This is a genomic window from Grimontia celer, assembly GCF_900055185.1.
Classification (GTDB): Bacteria; Pseudomonadota; Gammaproteobacteria; order Enterobacterales; family Vibrionaceae; genus Enterovibrio; species Enterovibrio celer.
In genome coordinates, this window is sequence record NZ_FIZX01000001.1 from 427,719 (window position 1) to 443,901 (window position 16,183).

The window sequence follows — 16,183 nt, forward strand, 5'->3', positions numbered from 1 at the left end:
TAACGCCCCTTTCTTCTTTTCAGAATTTGTTGTTTCTAAAACGCGTATCAGCCTGCAAGTTTGGTGATCACACGCTTAAGCAGTTCGATACGTGGTGCGATAGACTCCAGTACCAGATATTCTTCGTCGCTGTGGAAACCCGCGCCAATTGGGCCCAGACCATCCAGCGTAGGAACACCCAGCACTGCGGTCAGGTTGGCATCTGAACCGCCGCCGACCGCTTGCCAGGTAATGTTCATGCCCAGTTCACGGCCGGTTTCCTCAACCATTGCCATCAGGCTTTCCGTTTTTTCGTTTGGCACCATAGAAGGCTTGTAAGCTTGGCGATCAAGTTCAACCGACACGCCTTCAATAAAAGGTGTTTCAGTCAGAGTTCGGATTTTCTGGTCGACATCGGCGTACTCATCGTTATCCCAGAAACGGACGTCGACAACCACTTCAGCATGTTCAGGAACAATGTTGGCACCTGCGCCGCCGTTAACGACGCCAACGTTCAGTGTGGTACCAGATTCAAAATTGGTCATCGCATTGATAGCCAGAATCCAGTGCGCCATTTCTGAAATCGCGCTGCGGCCGTTTTGCGGTTCGTTACCAGCGTGAGCGGCTTTGCCTTTGAAGGTCAATTTGTAGCGCGCCATGCCTTTACGTGCTTTTACCAACGAGCCATCAGCGCGGGCAGCTTCTGCAACCAGCACGGTGCGCGCATCTTTCGCGACCGACTTGAGCCAGGCTTCAGAGTGCAGGGAGCCGATTTCCTCGTCAGGGTTCATGCACACGCAAATCGATATCTTGTCGAGCACCGTCTTATCGAGAATCCGAAGCGCATAAACCACATTGAGCAAACCGGATTTCATGTCAGATACGCCTGGGCCATAAGCGCGTTGTTCATCAACACTCATTGGGCGTGCTGCTGCAGTTCCAACAGGGAATACCGTATCCATGTGGCCAATCAGCATCAGATCGATCACGTCGCTTTCTGGCTTGTTGCGGATTTCCAGGCCAGAGCCCGCTTTGCCGCAATCAACGCGTTTGATATTCCAGCCGCCCATTTCTTCGTATTTTGCGGCCATCATGTCAGCCACTTTTTCGATGCCTTCGACCGTTAAAGTGCCGCAATCCAGATTGATCAGTGGGCGCAGTTCTTCCAGATACGCGTTCAAATCAAAACTCATAAAATCTCCCGCTTTCTTAAGGTCAACAGACCCTGGGGGTAAAAGACTCAAATGAAAAAGGCACAACGAATGCTGTGCCTGAAAAGTGGTTAAACCAGAATGTTCATCACGAACATTGCGCCGAATGCGTTGATCACAGAGATGAAAATCATCACCGGAATATAGCGGCCTTCAGTACCGATAGGACCCAAAATACGGCCGAGGTACTGAACCTGTGAACCCATCAGATAGATAGCCGGTGCCAGAATCGCGATGTGTTCGCCGTTCAGGATACCTTGGTCGAACAGGGTGATAACCACACCCACAGCGCCGCCCATCGACATCCATGCACCAATCAGCACCGCTGCAGCTTCACCCGGAAGGCCAAAAATAGCCATGATTGGTGAGAACACGGTTCCCATGGCATCCAGCGCACCGGTAATTTGCAACGCTTTGATGATCACGAAGGCCATCAGAACGTTTGGCACGGTAGACATGGTCGCAATGTTCCAGCCTTTCTTTGCGCCATCAACGAAAATGTCAGTTACCATCGGCTTCTTTGCAACGCTCATTATGCTTTCTCCTCGGTCATCGTTTGTTCTGCTTTGTCTTCTTTGCCTTCAGTGATGTTCAAGTAAACGCGGAACAAGTTTGCACCAATGATTTTGAAGATGAACATCACGCCGACAGCCAGACCAATGGAAGAGGTGACGGCCATAGAGCCATCAGCCAGCGTTAAGGTGAAGAGCACGGCACCGGAAGAGAAAAAGTTAACGATGGTGGCACCCGCAGAGAACTGGAACATGGTGAAGATATCGGTCTCTCGCTTGGTGAGCTGACCTTCATCTTTGAGCTGACGGGTCATGGCTGCCCCCGCATCAGTGCTTTGCAGTGATGCGATCAGTGCGAGACCAGTATTGCCGGGAATATTCATCAACGGACGTAGAAGAGGGGTTAATAGTTTACGTGCCGCGTCCAGCGCACCGTAGTGCTCCAGAACGTTAATCATGCCGAGCGCAAACATCACGGTTGGGATCAGCGTCAGGGCAAATAGGAAACCGTCACGCGCACCGCTACCACCTTTACCGCGTAGAGACGTGGTCGCTGCTTCAACGCCTTCAGCGGTTTCATTCACATCGTAAACCACACTACCGAATGAGCCGTTCAGCGTGGTGAAATCAAAGATGCCATACCATTGGTTGGATTGAAGCAGACCCGAAAAGAATACGACGGCAAAGGCGAGGGCAATGTAGCTGCCGACGGTGACTTTGCGCGTCTGTTGCGCAGGAGTAGACATAGTGTTTCCCCAAAAATTTTAAATAAAAGAACAAATTGATTTTGCTTATGCTGCAGTGGGGAAAGTTGACGGGAATCAATCCGTGCTACAGAAACTGAAGGTTGCTGGTGGTTTTGCAGTGATATGAGATCTAGGTCTTATTTTGGTGTTGCTGACCTGTTCCAAAGGCGTTATCGATAGATTTCTGTTTTGGAAAAACATTCATCATCGATATGAAATGTGGTGGAAAAAATGTTTTACATGGGTAATGAAAAGTAAAAGAGGCGCATGGGAAGGCGCCTCTTTAAATCACATCGAATCAGGCTTTCTGCGCAACTGCGTCGAGAGTGTCAGTTTGTGCTACTTCTGACACTTCAGTTGTTGGTGGGCAACGATCAACGAACCAACCCATGTAAGAAGTCAGAATAGTGACGACAATGCACACGAAGCTCAACCACATGAACGGCGCGTAGGAAAGCGTCGCTACACCCAGAATACTTGCCATGTAGATACCGTTGTCGCTCCAAGGCACCATACCCGAAGTCAGCGTACCACCGAATTCGGCGTTTCTGGATAGGTTTTTACGTTGGTAGCCAAGGCGATCGTAGTTTTTGGCGCAGATTTTAGGGGTCAGGATCAGTGAGACGTACATGGCTGAGCCAAAGACGTTACCAAGGAACGCAGTGCCGATAGTCGACGTTGCCAGACTGCCCGCGGACTCAACCTTGCGCTCGAAAAGCTTGGCGATAGTCTCGAGTACTCCAACTTTATCAAGCAGGCCACCGAAGCCTAGACCGAACACTATCACCGCTACAGAGCCCAGCATGGATTCCATACCGCCACGGTTCAAAATCGCATCAATGAAAGAAACGCCGGATTCTATCGAGTAAGGTGCCCAAGCGGTGTTCATTGCTGCCAGTGGGTTCATGTCTTGAACCACGATGGCCCAGACAACACCCAGCACAGAACCCAGAGAAATTACTGGGAATGAGGGCAGGCGCATCGCCAGCAATACCAACACAATAGCCACAGGTACGAAGCTCAGTGGGGTGATCACGAACTGTTGTTCCATCGCTACGATTACGTCATTGACTTGCGCCATGTCAACGTTGCCCGCGTAATGCAGACCCAGCGCTGTAAAGAGAACACCCGTGATGATGTAGCTAATCAGGGCGATTGGGAGCATGCCTTTAATGTGTTCAACAATTTCCACGCCGGACATTGAGGAAGCGAGGATTACGGAATCAGAAAGCGGTGACAGCTTATCGCCAAAGTAACAGCCTGAAAGTACAGCTCCGGCAGTCACGGGGGCGGGAACGCCCAAGCCCTGTCCAATACCCATCATCGCGATACCAGCGGTACCCGCAGCGCCCCAGGAGGTGCCGGTTGCCAATGCAGTCAGCGAGCAGATAATCATGGTCGCGGCGAGGAAAATAGAAGGGTGAATCGCCTTTAAACCGTAGTAAATGATAGTGGGAACGATACCGCCAGCTATCCAGGTACCGACCAGAGCGCCAACTGCCAACAAGATCAAAACCGCGCCGAGACCATTGGCTATGCCTTGGGTGGCTGCTTGTTCTAATTCTTTGTAGCTGTGTCCCAGCTTAATGCCGAGTCCGATGATCACGAACCAGCCGATGTAGAGCGCAAGCTGGATAGGCAGGTCTAGTTGTGCTGTAAAAGAAAACGCCATTAACAGGAACAGACCTAGCGCTGCGAATACTTGGAATACAGAAGGAAGTCGCACCGGGTGTCTTTGCATAGTTCAAACCTTTCGTTTTGTTTTTAGCCCGTCAACTGTCACTGTTGATCGATATCCGTATTGGGCTGATCAATGCTGCCTTCCTGTTGGCGGCGCCTACTTTATCGAATCGGCTAAGAATAGGTGAACAAGTATTTCGTTTTATGTGAGCTTTGAACTGAGTAGGTTGTTTTTACTGGTTTAAATGATGATTTTTGTGCTTTAAATGTTATGGAAAGTTTGGTTTTTATGTTGGGGTGCTGTTTATTTGAAGTGTGAATAAATGTTTCGTGATTGGATTTAATTTTACTAATGCTTAATTTTTCGGCATTTAAGACTAATTAAAATGTTTTTAGTGGTTTTGTTATCTTCCGTGGATGGGCGGTTTTTTGGGAGATTGTATTTTATCCAAGTAATGCAGACTCATTACTCCCTCATTTCTATTTTTCCAACTAAGTCTTGTTGTACGGCGCAAATGCCTTGATATGTGTCCAGCTCATGGGCAAAAAGATGCAGTTTTTGCTTGTTATTTGAGTCGTTAATTTTCAAGATAGGGGCAAAGCTTTAATAACATGGAGTGTGAGTGGGAATGAAAAGAGTAGGTTTAGTCGGCTGGCGCGGTATGGTTGGATCTGTACTGATGCAGCGCATGGTAGAAGAAGGTGATTTCGATGTTATCGAGCCAGTATTCTACAGTACCTCTCAAGTAGGCATCCCTGCGCCGAACTACGGCAAAGATGCAGGCATGCTGCAAGATGCATTTGATATCGAAAGCCTGAAAACGCTGGATATCGTGATCACCTGTCAGGGTGGCAGCTACACCGAGGCGGTATATCCAAAACTGCTGGCGGCTGGCTGGAAAGGTTTCTGGATTGATGCAGCTTCTACGTTGCGTATGAAAGATGACGCGATCATCACGCTGGATCCAGTGAACTTCAAACAAATTCAAGAAGGCATTCACAAAGGTACTAAAGCCTATGTGGGTGGTAACTGTACTGTCAGCCTGATGCTCATGGCAGTGGGTGGCCTTTACCAGGAAGGTCTGGTTGAGTGGATGACAGCGCAAACGTACCAAGCAGCATCGGGTGCTGGCGCGAAAAACATGCGTGAGCTTATCTCCCAGATGGGAACCATCAACGACGCTGTCAGCATGGACTTGGCAAACCCTGCGACATCTATTCTGGATATCGATCGCAAGGTTGCTGAAACCATGCGTTCAGGTGATTTCCCAACGTCTGAGTTCGGCGCACCGCTGGCGGGTTCACTGATCCCTTGGATTGACGTGAAACGTGAGAACGGTCAGAGCAAAGAAGAGTGGAAAGGGACGGTTGAGACCAACAAGATCCTTGGCATTCAAGACAGCCCAGTACCTATCGATGGTACTTGTGTGCGTATCGGTGCGATGCGCTGTCACAGCCAGGCGCTCACACTGAAGCTGAAGAAAGATGTGCCAATGGATGAAATTGAAAGCATCATCGCGTCACACAACGATTGGGTGAAAGTGATCCCGAACGAGCGTGACATCACGGTGCAAGAGCTTTCTCCAACCAAAGTGACCGGTACACTGTCTGTTCCTGTTGGCCGTCTGCGTAAGATGGCAATGGGCAACGACTTCCTCAATGCATTCACCGTGGGTGACCAATTGCTTTGGGGTGCAGCTGAGCCGCTGCGCCGTACACTGCGCATCATCCTTTCTGAAGTGGCGTAAACGCGACTTTTAGATTGAACAAAAGCCGCTGACTACAGCGGCTTTTTTTTACCCCTAGTAAACACACAAAAAAATACCCCGCCGAGGCGAGGTATCTATCAATCTTAAACGTTTAACTTGGAATTAAGCAGCCAGATTCTGTGCTACGAATTCCCAGTTAACCAGTGCCCAGAACGCATTCATGTAGTCTGGGCGCAGGTTACGGTAATCGATGTAGTAAGCGTGTTCCCACAGGTCAACAGTCAGCAGTGGAGTTACACCGTCTTCAGTCAGTGGAGTCGCTGCGTTTGAAGTGTTAACGATATCCAGAGAACCGTCAGCTTTCTTCACCAGCCAAGTCCAAGAAGAACCGAAGTTGTTGATTGCTGAATCAGTGAACTTCGCTTTGAATTCTTCGAAAGAACCGAAAGATTTAGCGATTGCGTCTGCAACATCACCAGTAGGCTCGCCGCCACCATTTGGGCTCAGGCAGTGCCAGTAGAAAGTGTGGTTCCAGATTTGCGCTGCGTTGTTGAAAACACCGCCAGTAGAAGTCTTAACGATCTCTTCCAGAGATTTGTTCTCAAGCTCAGTACCTTCGATCAGGCCGTTTAGCTTAACAACGTAAGTGTTGTGGTGTTTACCGTGGTGGAATTCCAGAGTCTCTTGAGAGATGTGTGGCTCAAGCGCGTTTTTCTCGTAAGGAAGAGCTGGTAGTTGAAATGCCATTACTCGATTCTCCATGATAGGCGGGGTCGCCCCCTGACATTATTGCTTCCTGTAGATTTGTCGTACACTCTAGGTAGTACCCATAAGTGAACGAATCTACTTATAGACCGACTGCGAAACAGTTTAGCAAGTTTTTACTTTATTAAAAGAATAATTTTAAAAAAAGCGGCGGAATTTGACCCTAGAGATTTTAGGCGTTTTTTTCCATCGCTAACACAGTTAGAATCGTTGTCATCATCACACTTGGTGTTCGAGGAAGTAATGGAAACTATTGATAAAATCAAACAGCAGATTGAAGAGAACGCAATCCTGCTTTACATGAAAGGCTCGCCGAAGCTGCCTAGCTGTGGCTTTTCTTCTCAGGCTAGCCAAGCGCTGATGGCGTGTGGTGAGAAATTTGCGTACGTCGATATCCTGCAAAACCCGGATATCCGCGCTGAGCTGCCAATCTACGCACAGTGGCCAACTTTCCCACAACTGTGGATTGATGGTGAACTGATCGGCGGTTGTGACATTATCCTGGAAATGTTCCAGAAGGGTGAGCTCCAGCCTTTGATCAAAAACGCAGCGACACGCCGCGACGCAGAAGAAAACAGCTAAATGTTTTCCTTCTCATAAAAAAAGCCGCTGAAAAAACAGCGGCTTTTTTGTATTTGTCACTCTGGTTACAGCGTCATCGCTGCAATCCAACCAAACGCAATCAGTGGCAGGTTGTAGTGGATAAAGGTCGGAACCACGGTATCCCAGATGTGCTCGTGTTGGCCATCGGCGTTCAGACCTGAAGTTGGGCCCAAGGTTGAATCTGAAGCAGGCGAGCCAGCATCACCCAAGGCCGCTGCAGTACCTACCAAGGCGATAGTTGCCATCGGTGAAAAACCAAACGCCAACGCCAGTGGCACGTAAATGGTGGCAATAATCGGAATCGTTGAGAACGAAGAACCGATACCCATAGTGACCAGAAGGCCAACAACCAGCATCAATAGTGCTGCCAGTGGTTTGTTGTCACCAATAGTGGATGCCAGAGAAGCAACCAGTGTTTCTACACCGCCTGTCGCTTTCATCACTGCCGCAAAACCTGCTGCAGAAATCATGATAAAGCCTATCATCGCCATCATGTGAACGCCGCGGGTGAACACGTCTTGCGTGTCTTTCCACTTAATCACACCACCAAAGGTAAACACCATAAAGCCAGCCAGTGCACCGACAATCATAGAGCCAGTGGTGAGCTGAACACCCAGTGCAGCCGCGATAGCGATCACCGCAACGACAATATTCTGGGGTTTGAACTCAGCTTTTTCCGGCTCTGCAGCTAGGATCTTTTCTTCCGAATAGTGGCGAGGCTTGCGGTAGCTGATAAAGGCAGCAATCAACACACCAAACAACATACCAGCCGCTGGTAGCAACATGGCTTGAGGCACCTGACTGCCCACGACATCCAAGCCGTTGTCGTGCAAATTCTTCAGCAGAATGTTGTTCAGGAAAATGCCGCCGAAACCTACTGGCAACACCATATAAGGAGTGATCAAACCAAAGGTCAGCACACAGGCCACCAATCGACGGTCAAGGTTGAGCTTGGCAAACACATGCAGCAAAGGTGGAATCACAATAGGGATAAATGCGATGTGTACGGGAATCACGTTTTGAGACGAGATTGCCAACAGGCCAAGCGCCACAAGCACCATATACTTCAGTGCCGCAGAAGCATTTTGGCTTTCTTTACCGTTTAGCTTTTTCACAACGGATTGCGCAAGAAGATCCGTGATACCTGAGCGGCTAATCGCTACTGCAAAGGTACCCAACATAGCGTAACTCAGTGCGATGGTTGCACCACCACCTAAGCCACCTTCAAACGCAGAAATGGTTTCGGACAGTGTTAGACCACTGACCATGCCGCCCAAGACGGCACTAAATGTTAGCGCAACCACCACGTTGACTCTTAAAAGTGCCAACGCCAGCATCACGCAAACAGCAATAACAACTGGATTCATTACTTCCTATCCCTACAAATACCCAACGGGGCAAAATCTATCCCAAAAAGACGAAGATCACAGTTTGCTGATATTTTTTACGTTGTCGAGGGGAATTTGAAAGGAATTGGCTTGGAGAGAAAAAAGGCCAGCGGGTGCTGGCCTTTCAGGAGGGTTATTCTAGAACAGAAGCATTGCTGACTGTGAAATCTTCAGCAACACCGCTCAGGAACTGCACCAATTGACCTTGCATCTCTGCTGTATGGCCAGCATCGCTAAGATCCTCTTTTTGTGGTGCAATTACAGAGCTGTGCTCTCCAACATCGCTGAACTTGGTAAAGTTTCGTCCATTGCTGGTGGTTTGCGATGCACTATCTACCACAGTCAAACTGAGCACTGTAGCGAGTGGTACTGTTCCTGCGAATGGAGCAGTCGCTACTGAGTTTGGCACTGTGTCGTCATCTTTCACCTGCTGCATGTAGATCGGCAAACCGTTTAATACGTTGGTGTCGGTGTAGTCTTCAAGACCTACAAGGTTGAATGGGTCTACGGTATCCAAGACGGTTTGTGCAGCATACGCAAATTGGTTAAGCACGCTTTCTTTTTCTGCATCTGGTACACCAGCAGTTACCGTATCAGAGATCAACTGACCGAATGAACCCGAGGCAATCAAAAGATTCACGATTTGACCACCAGTGTTTGCCGCTGCAATTCGAGAAAACTTGAACAATGCATCGGCATCGCTATTGTCCGTGTCGTCATCACTCAGAGTATTGTTCGCTGTTGCGACTGTACCAAAACCCGTGATGCCACCCAGTGAATGACCGAATAACGAAGGGTTGGTTGCTGTGGTATCGCCAAGTGTCGCGAGTGGTGTATTAGCAAATAAACCAGACGCTTGAGAAATGGTGACTGATGCACGCAGACCGACATTATCCAGGACGCTTTGGCGCAGGTTATCCCGTCCTACAGGTAAGTAGGTCAGGTTGAGATAATTTGTAGGATCAACATTCGCCGAGCGAGTTGCATCGAGGCTACGTTCGCCGTGAATAGGTTGGTCTATGGCCAAAACAGCAAGGTTTTTCCCCACACCTTGCGCACCATTGATTAGGTTTGCAGCGAAGGCATAGGCATTCTCTTTCGCTGAGGTGATACCGTGTTGATAGATCACTAATTCCAAAGCGCCGGTAGGTGTTGTTGGTGTGAACAGGATGAACGGCACATCATCCAGAGATTTAACCTGAGGAACAGGGCTGTATCTGGTGATGATACGCTCTGAATCCAGTTGTGCTCCAGCACTGTTTTCTAGTGTTAAACCAACAAGTTTTAGTTGCTCTGTAGTGTCGTCAGTTAGCTTTGAAACATCAATTCCTGCTTCTACCAACTGTTGGGTGACCGTGCCCGCTTCGCTGCTATCACCTAATGCATTGGAAATGATTGCAAGGCTCGGCATTCCGGACTCGAACGGCGTGCTATTCCACGTCGAAGCACCTTTTTCCAGGAAGTAAGGCAGCTTCACGGTTCCTTTCGTTACAGTGACTGTGTTAGCAGCATAGGAGCCAACGAGCAAAGGTGTTGCTGTTCCATTCGGGTCAATGTAGGTGGCAAAGTTCGAATCAGCTTGAATGGCTGCGGCGTAGTCTTGGCCTGAAGCGGGCACAGACATCAGATAAGCCTGAGACATGTCTACATTGTTGGGATTTGCAGAACCTTTCCACACTGCATTGAAATTACCCGCATCAGCACCAGTGGCAATCGCACCTTTCGTTGCGTACAAAGTGTCACCAACAGATTGGGTTGAGAACCAAGAACTGTAAACGATGTCTTCAGGTTGAACACCTAAAGCAGAAAAGATGGTGTTAATCCCTTGAGTTACGGCACTTGCTGGTTTTAATGAATCTACAACCGTTGGATTGGTTTGAGATATCAAGGTAGCGTACGAGCTTGTCATGCCTACGGCATCACCATTGGCATCAGTAAATGCATTGGTGATCGCAAACGCATATTCAGATGAAGCTTCAAGTGGTTGTGTAAAAATCACAACTGCGGTATCTGAATCCGCGCTCGTCAAAACGTTGAAGTCCACACCGAGCTGAAGAACGCGTTCAACGCTTGGGTTTTCTGAAGTAAGGCCCTCAGTGAGCTTCACGATGTTAATGCCTGTCGTGGCAAAACCGTCGGCCAAGCCTGCCCCTTTGAATGACAAGATCATTGGCATAGAGACTGACCAGCCATCCATAGTACCCATAGCCGCTGCGGGGTTAGAGAGGGCGTTGTTACCTCCTGTCGGAATATCCAATGTTCCGTCAGTTTGGTTCATCAATATGAAGCTAGGCCCTGGGACATTGGATCCAGCTCCGGCAAGTTGGAAGTCTACTTGCGTTGGTGATTTCAGGCTTTCCTGAATGTATTCTTCGTAACTATTGTTGGTTGTTCCGCCACTTAATTCAGCGTCGCCACCACAAGCGGCTACGCCCAAAGCGGATGCTACAGCAAGCACAACGAGCTTTTTGTTCACAATTAGTCCTTTATACATCTTTAAGTCTCCTGCAATTGTGCTTAGAACGTGTAGTTGGCTTGAAGTGCGCCAATATATGCTGCACCTTTTGAGTCAAATTCTCGTTCTCCGATCCGTGTGCTCTCGGTAAATGTGCCTGACTTACTCGCAATGTAAGTGACGCCAGCATCAAATGTGAGCGAGGGAGAGTAGCGGTAAGTTGCACCAGCGGAGTACCAATATCTGTCCGAGTCCGGGATGCTTAGAGTGGATTTGCCAGCTTTCTCGTCATAGGCAAATCCTGCACGAAGTGTCCACGTATCAGAGATGTCATACGTTGTACCAATCGACCAACGGAATACACTTTTGTAGTCTTCATCTTTCTGGAAACACACACCTTGAACGTCGTCTGCGGCACATTCACTTCCGGTTGCTCTAAGTTCAGTAAATGAGCTCCATTGGCTCCACATCATGCTGTAATGAACGGCTAGATCATCACGTACCTGATGGAAGCCGGACAGCTCTGCAATTGCAGGAAGAGGGACGGACAAATTACCAGTCACCTTATTTCCAACCGTCCCTGTCACCGAGCCTCGATGGTCTGTGAAATCGCCTTCAAAATCGAGTTCAACTTCTGAGCGGTAAGCAACGCCGAATCGGTTATTCTCATCGAGTTCAAATAGCGCGCCGACATTCCAACCAAATCCCCACGTGTCGCCTTCCATACTGATCAATTTGTCACTGGCAGTGAAGGAGTCACCAAACAGGGGAGCAGTACCGCCAAGGTGGCGGTTCAATTCAGCGATGGCGTACACAATGTTTGCACCAACACCCAAGCTCAATTGGTCATTGACTCGGTATGCGATTGAAGGGTTTAGATTGACGCTTGCAAGAGAAGTGTCACCGGCAGCATCACCTACTTGGAAAGCATCAGGGTAATCCGTAGCAACACCGTAGACGGTATAAAGACCAACACCCCAAGCCCATTTATCGTTGATAGGGCTGACGTAATAAGAGGCAGGAACAAGTTGCATAGGGGCAACGTCAGACGCTTTTTGACCACTAGTGGTGTCAGTGACGTCAATTTCGGGATTAACGATATGTATAGCACCGGATGCTTGGCTTTCTTTAAAAAGTGTCATTTGAGCGGGGTTTCTACCAATGACCGATGCATTATCTGCGATAGCAGCGTCACCAGCATAAGCTCTGCCTAATCCGCTGGCAGAATGTTCTGAGACTTGAAAACCCGCACTCCAAGCACTTGGGGCGGTGAGAGCAATGGCAACCGCAAGGGCGCTTCTTGATAGTTTTTTTGACATACAGCCTCTCGTCCAAATTGAGTAGTTGGTCAATAATTAACCAAAATCCAATTATTTCAATAAGTTGGAAAAACGTTGCAGCCTATAGCAATTTATTATGACTACTGGTCGGATCTTTACGGTGATTAATATGTCATGACATGCAGTGATGTTAAATAGGTGTTAAATGTGTCGTGAGTGTCTGAATTTTCGGTATTTTATGCCTAGTTTTAAAACTCTCGTTTTAAGTAAATACACTAATATGGATTATCATTTTCTGAAGTGCCTGTATTAACTCATTAATGAATGGACACAACATGGTGGGATTTTGAGCGAGCGTTTGAATTTGAGTAGAAAACTGAAGAGAATCAAGTCACGCCTGTTACAGTGGAATTTCACTTTTGTGACGGGAAACAAAAAAGCCGATTGCAAAGAACCGGCTTTTTCTCTTTTGTGAAACAGATGCTTAGAAGGAGTAGTTTGCACCCAATGCGAAGATGTAAGCGTCACCGCCAGCGGTAAACTCATAAGTTGCTGAGTTATTGCCAGGAAGAGCTTCAACCTCCGTTCCTTTTACATCGTCACCATTCAGGTAGGCAAAACCTGCATCGATAGACCAATTGCTGCCTGAGTCATAGGTTGCACCAAGCGAGTACCAATGACGTTCTGTATCAGGAATGCTAAGAGTACGGTGTGAATCAGGAACTGGGCTCTCATCTATCGCATAGCCTGCGCGAAGCGTCCAGTTGTTGTTCAGGAAGTAGGTCGCACCGATAGCGTAGCGCCAGCTGTCTTCCCACTTCTCATCTTTTTGAAGACATACACCCGGTTCAATACCAAGTCGAGAGCAGTCAGCCGCTGATGATGTTGCTCTAAGCTCTTGGAAGCTGCTCCATCCAATACGCATGACGCTGTAGTGAAGCGCCCACTGGTCGAATCCATGGTATCCAGAGAACTCGAAAATGTCAGGTAAGTTCAGTTCCAATTCACCAGGGACTGTTTGTCCTGTTTTGCCCACAAATGCGGTTGATGAGCCACGGTAATCGCCCTCGAGCGTGATGTCGACGGCCGAGCGGTATCCAACACCCAATCGGTTGTTTTCATCAAACTCCCAAAGGCCACCCACATTCCAGCCAAAGCCCCAGCCATCACCGGCAAGATATGCTAGCTCATCAGACGGAGAAGATGCGCCTAGGCTGGTGTAAAGCCCACCATACTGTCTCTTCAATTCAGCGTCTGCGTAAATTGCGTTTACACCAAGCCCTAGGCTTAGCTGTTCTGAAACTTTATAAGCAAAGTTACCCGCGAAATTGATGGTGACTAGCTCAGTTTGTCCGCCAATAGCTGCACCTACTGAATCGGTTGGATACTCCGTTGAAAGGCCAAAGTTTGAAAATACTGAGACGCCCCAAGCCATTTTGTCATTGATAGGATCGACATAGTGCGCGTATGGGACAATTGCATCCGGCGCTACGTCGCTATGTTCTGATGTGGTGTTTGGAACAGCTGAACCTGGATTTCCGTTTAGTGAGTCAACGGATGCATCCACATCCGGCTGGATAAACGAAAGACCACCCGAAACCTGTGCGGAATCGAACATTGTCATTGCTGCCGGGTTACGGGCAGCGACCGCGGCATTGTCAGCGATTGCTGCTTCACCGGCAAATGCGCGACCTAAACCGCTTGCGGAATGTTCACTGATTTGGAAACCAGCGCCGTGGGCCTGGAATGTGGCCAGCGCAATGGCTGTTGAGATTAGGGTACGTTGAGTAAAACGTTTCATTTGGTATTGCCTCTCTGTCACTGCCTTTTATTGTTTTCGTCTTCGACGTTGAGCACTCGAGTGTTTTCGGCGCAGGTGTCGAATCGTTCTAAGACAGTATAAGTAGCAAATTGCCAAATGTTGTAGTTTTGTTATCAATAGTTTGCGCGAGATCTAGACCCTAAAATTATGGTTGTTGAGAGTAATTTCAGACTTTTGTTTAAAACGCTTGATTTGATTGACAAAAAAAACGGCGGAATGCCTTTAAATTTATGCTATTCCGCCGTTTTTAATGTTCGTGATTGGATGCTTATTCGCTAGTACTCTGTTCGGATTTTTCTTCCGCTGAGAAAATCGGCCAGCCGCCCAATTTCTTCCATTTGTTAACGATCTCACAGAATAGTTCGGCAGTTCGCTCTGTATCGTAGAGGGCAGAGTGTGCTTCACGGTTATCGAAAGGGATACCGGCGGTTTGGCAGGCTTTTGCCAGCACAGTTTGCCCAAAGGCCAATCCACTCAGTGCTGCAGTGTCGAAAGTGGCAAACGGATGGAATGGATTACGCTTGAGGTGACTGCGTTCAGACGCTGCCATCACGAAGCTGTGGTCGAAGTTTGCGTTGTGCGCGACCATGATCGACCGTTGGCAACCCGCGGCTTTTTGTTCTTTGCGGATCAGCTTGAAGATCTCTTTCAACGCATGCTCCTCTTCTACCGCACCACGCAGGGGGCTGAAAGGGTCCTTAATGCCGTTGAATTCCAGCGCTTCTTTCACAAGGTTTGCGCCTTCGAACGGTGAAACATGAAAGTGAATCGTTTTATCGGGAGAGAGCCAACCGTCTTCGTCCATTTTTAATGTGACAGCGCAGATTTCCAACAGGGCGTCTGTTTGGGCATTAAACCCTGCGGTTTCAACATCGATAACAACAGGAAAATAGCCACGAAATCTTGCTTTAAGCGTATTTAGGTTGGTTTCTTGGGTCATGCTTCGGGTAACTTGTGAAAATGAGGCGTGCATTATGTCAGAAGCTGGCCGGATTTTCATTTTCTAGTTTTGGCGCGAGCGATTAAAATAAGGCTAAAGATACGCGCCTGCCTTCCGATAAGGTAAGCAATACCATTTCACTTAGTCAGAGGAAATGCCATAGTATGAAGAAAGCCTCGCTGTTGACATTATGTATTGCTGCAAGCCTTGCACCACTCTCGGTGTCAGCGAGTAAGTTTTACGGAGCGAAGCCGACGGAATCTGTCTGGAAGGTGACGGTGGATACGCCAATTGAGTGTCGTATCGAACATATGGTTCCCAATTACGGCATGGCGACATTTACTTCCCGTGCCAGCAAGAAAATCAATCTGGATTTTGAGTTGGAGATGCGTCGTCCGATGGGTGAAACGCAAAATGTCTCCTTAATATCAATGCCTCCGGTTTGGTTTGCTGGTGAGCCCGCAGAATATATCGATCGCCTACGTTTCTATAAGCAGTTCAATGGCTATGTCGATGGGCAAACTGCCTGGAGTATGCTGTCAGAGCTGGAGAATGGTCGTTACCCGACTTTTAGCTTCAAGGAATGGCAAAGTAGGGGAAAGCGTGTAGATATTGCGCTGTCTTCGGTTTCTTTCCAACAGCCATACAACGAATTCAGCAGTTGTGTGGCGCGTTTACTTCCATACTCTTTTGAAGATATCGCGTTTACTGTGCTTCATTACAATGAGAATGGTGATGATCTGAATAAAGCGTCTATGTCGAGACTGGCGCAAATTGCCGAGTTTGTTCGTTACAGCCCAGATATCGATTTGGTATTGATGGCGACGTATACCGATGGGCGTGGCGCGAAAGCGGCTAACCAGAGAATGTCTGAAGTTCGCGCTGAAAAACTCGAAGAGTATTTTATGTCCTTGGGCCTGCCGAAAGACAGAATTCAGGTAGAAGCTTACGGTGAGCGTCGTCCGATTGCAGAAAACGAAAGCCCAATCGGCAGAAACAAGAACCGCCGTGTTGTGATATCTCTTGGCCGAACGATTATCTAATCTGAAAAAATGCACGCGAATTCATAAAGAAAGCCCCGCTCGTTGTAGCG

13 protein-coding genes are annotated in these 16,183 nt (G+C 48.3%); 3 read left to right on the top strand and 10 right to left on the bottom strand.

What is annotated here, in order from left to right; translation table 11 throughout:
- Nucleotides 1-47: 47 nt before the first annotated feature.
- From GCE9029_RS01990 to nhaC, 4 genes are all read right to left on the bottom strand, one after another.
- Nucleotides 48-1,172 carry a M20 family metallopeptidase gene (locus tag GCE9029_RS01990; RefSeq protein WP_062660808.1) on the bottom strand — a complete coding sequence of 375 codons (1,125 nt, stop codon included), beginning with the start codon at nucleotides 1,170-1,172 and terminating at the stop codon, nucleotides 48-50.
- 89 nt (nucleotides 1,173-1,261) lie between these two features.
- A complete protein-coding gene (locus tag GCE9029_RS01995) occupies nucleotides 1,262-1,723 on the bottom strand; it encodes a YjiG family protein (protein WP_062660809.1) in 462 nt (153 codons plus the stop codon).
- Nucleotides 1,723-2,448: a nucleoside recognition domain-containing protein gene (locus tag GCE9029_RS02000; protein ID WP_062660810.1), complete on the bottom strand. Its 726-nt coding sequence runs from the start codon at nucleotides 2,446-2,448 to the stop codon at nucleotides 1,723-1,725. The genes GCE9029_RS01995 and GCE9029_RS02000 overlap by 1 nt, the downstream gene beginning before the upstream one ends.
- Before the next feature lie 298 nt (nucleotides 2,449-2,746).
- Nucleotides 2,747-4,189, bottom strand: a complete 1,443-nt coding sequence (nhaC, locus tag GCE9029_RS02005) for a Na+/H+ antiporter NhaC (protein WP_062660811.1) — start codon at nucleotides 4,187-4,189, stop codon at nucleotides 2,747-2,749.
- Between the two features lie 568 nt (nucleotides 4,190-4,757).
- Here nhaC and asd point away from each other — a divergent pair.
- Nucleotides 4,758-5,876: an aspartate-semialdehyde dehydrogenase gene (gene asd, locus GCE9029_RS02010; protein WP_039850385.1), complete on the top strand. Its 1,119-nt coding sequence runs from the start codon at nucleotides 4,758-4,760 to the stop codon at nucleotides 5,874-5,876.
- A gap of 123 nt (nucleotides 5,877-5,999) precedes the next feature.
- Here the strand turns inward: asd and sodB are convergent, their stop codons facing one another.
- Nucleotides 6,000-6,584, bottom strand: coding sequence for a superoxide dismutase [Fe] (gene sodB, locus GCE9029_RS02015; protein ID WP_002541102.1), 585 nt, complete (start codon nucleotides 6,582-6,584; stop codon nucleotides 6,000-6,002).
- 261 nt (nucleotides 6,585-6,845) lie between these two features.
- Between sodB and GCE9029_RS02020 the strand changes: the two genes are divergently transcribed.
- Complete coding sequence (locus GCE9029_RS02020; RefSeq protein WP_046302831.1) at nucleotides 6,846-7,184, top strand: Grx4 family monothiol glutaredoxin; 339 nt, start codon at nucleotides 6,846-6,848, stop codon at nucleotides 7,182-7,184.
- A gap of 65 nt (nucleotides 7,185-7,249) precedes the next feature.
- Here the strand turns inward: GCE9029_RS02020 and GCE9029_RS02025 are convergent, their stop codons facing one another.
- The 5 genes from GCE9029_RS02025 to rnt all read right to left on the bottom strand — a co-directional run bounded on the left by GCE9029_RS02025 (nucleotide 7,250) and on the right by rnt (nucleotide 15,090).
- Nucleotides 7,250-8,572: a Na+/H+ antiporter family protein gene (locus tag GCE9029_RS02025; RefSeq protein WP_062660812.1), complete on the bottom strand. Its 1,323-nt coding sequence runs from the start codon at nucleotides 8,570-8,572 to the stop codon at nucleotides 7,250-7,252.
- A 154-nt stretch (nucleotides 8,573-8,726) separates the two neighbouring features.
- Complete coding sequence (locus GCE9029_RS02030) at nucleotides 8,727-11,087, bottom strand: VolA/Pla-1 family phospholipase (RefSeq protein WP_062660813.1); 2,361 nt, start codon at nucleotides 11,085-11,087, stop codon at nucleotides 8,727-8,729.
- Between the two features lie 23 nt (nucleotides 11,088-11,110).
- Nucleotides 11,111-12,367 (bottom strand): outer membrane protein transport protein, encoded by a 1,257-nt coding sequence (locus tag GCE9029_RS02035; RefSeq protein ID WP_062660814.1) that lies wholly within the window; start codon nucleotides 12,365-12,367, stop codon nucleotides 11,111-11,113.
- 445 nt (nucleotides 12,368-12,812) lie between these two features.
- Nucleotides 12,813-14,129, bottom strand: coding sequence for a porin (locus GCE9029_RS02040; RefSeq protein ID WP_062660815.1), 1,317 nt, complete (start codon nucleotides 14,127-14,129; stop codon nucleotides 12,813-12,815).
- 289 nt (nucleotides 14,130-14,418) lie between these two features.
- On the bottom strand, nucleotides 14,419-15,090 hold the full coding sequence (gene rnt, locus GCE9029_RS02045) for a ribonuclease T (RefSeq protein WP_062663096.1): 672 nt from the start codon (nucleotides 15,088-15,090) through the stop codon (nucleotides 14,419-14,421).
- Between the two features lie 164 nt (nucleotides 15,091-15,254).
- On the opposite strand from rnt, the gene motY reads away from it, so the two are divergent.
- A complete protein-coding gene (gene motY, locus GCE9029_RS02050; RefSeq protein WP_062660816.1) occupies nucleotides 15,255-16,133 on the top strand; it encodes a flagellar protein MotY in 879 nt (292 codons plus the stop codon).
- The last annotated feature ends 50 nt before the right edge of the window (nucleotides 16,134-16,183 follow it).

Bases quoted from the DNA above. Each gene is read 5' to 3' on its own strand.
- GCE9029_RS01990 (WP_062660808.1), bottom strand. From the start codon at position 1,172: ATGAGTTTTGATTTGAACGCGTATCTGGAAGAACTGCGCCCACTGATC.
- GCE9029_RS02020 (WP_046302831.1), top strand. From the start codon at position 6,846: ATGGAAACTATTGATAAAATCAAACAGCAGATTGAAGAGAACGCAATC.
- sodB (WP_002541102.1), bottom strand. From the start codon at position 6,584: ATGGCATTTCAACTACCAGCTCTTCCTTACGAGAAAAACGCGCTTGAG.
- motY (WP_062660816.1), top strand. From the start codon at position 15,255: ATGAAGAAAGCCTCGCTGTTGACATTATGTATTGCTGCAAGCCTTGCA.
- nhaC (WP_062660811.1), bottom strand. From the start codon at position 4,189: ATGCAAAGACACCCGGTGCGACTTCCTTCTGTATTCCAAGTATTCGCA.
- GCE9029_RS02000 (WP_062660810.1), bottom strand. From the start codon at position 2,448: ATGTCTACTCCTGCGCAACAGACGCGCAAAGTCACCGTCGGCAGCTAC.
- GCE9029_RS02030 (WP_062660813.1), bottom strand. From the start codon at position 11,087: ATGTATAAAGGACTAATTGTGAACAAAAAGCTCGTTGTGCTTGCTGTA.
- GCE9029_RS02025 (WP_062660812.1), bottom strand. From the start codon at position 8,572: ATGAATCCAGTTGTTATTGCTGTTTGCGTGATGCTGGCGTTGGCACTT.
- GCE9029_RS01995 (WP_062660809.1), bottom strand. From the start codon at position 1,723: ATGAGCGTTGCAAAGAAGCCGATGGTAACTGACATTTTCGTTGATGGC.
- GCE9029_RS02035 (WP_062660814.1), bottom strand. From the start codon at position 12,367: ATGTCAAAAAAACTATCAAGAAGCGCCCTTGCGGTTGCCATTGCTCTC.
- GCE9029_RS02040 (WP_062660815.1), bottom strand. From the start codon at position 14,129: ATGAAACGTTTTACTCAACGTACCCTAATCTCAACAGCCATTGCGCTG.
- asd (WP_039850385.1), top strand. From the start codon at position 4,758: ATGAAAAGAGTAGGTTTAGTCGGCTGGCGCGGTATGGTTGGATCTGTA.
- rnt (WP_062663096.1), bottom strand. From the start codon at position 15,090: ATGACCCAAGAAACCAACCTAAATACGCTTAAAGCAAGATTTCGTGGC.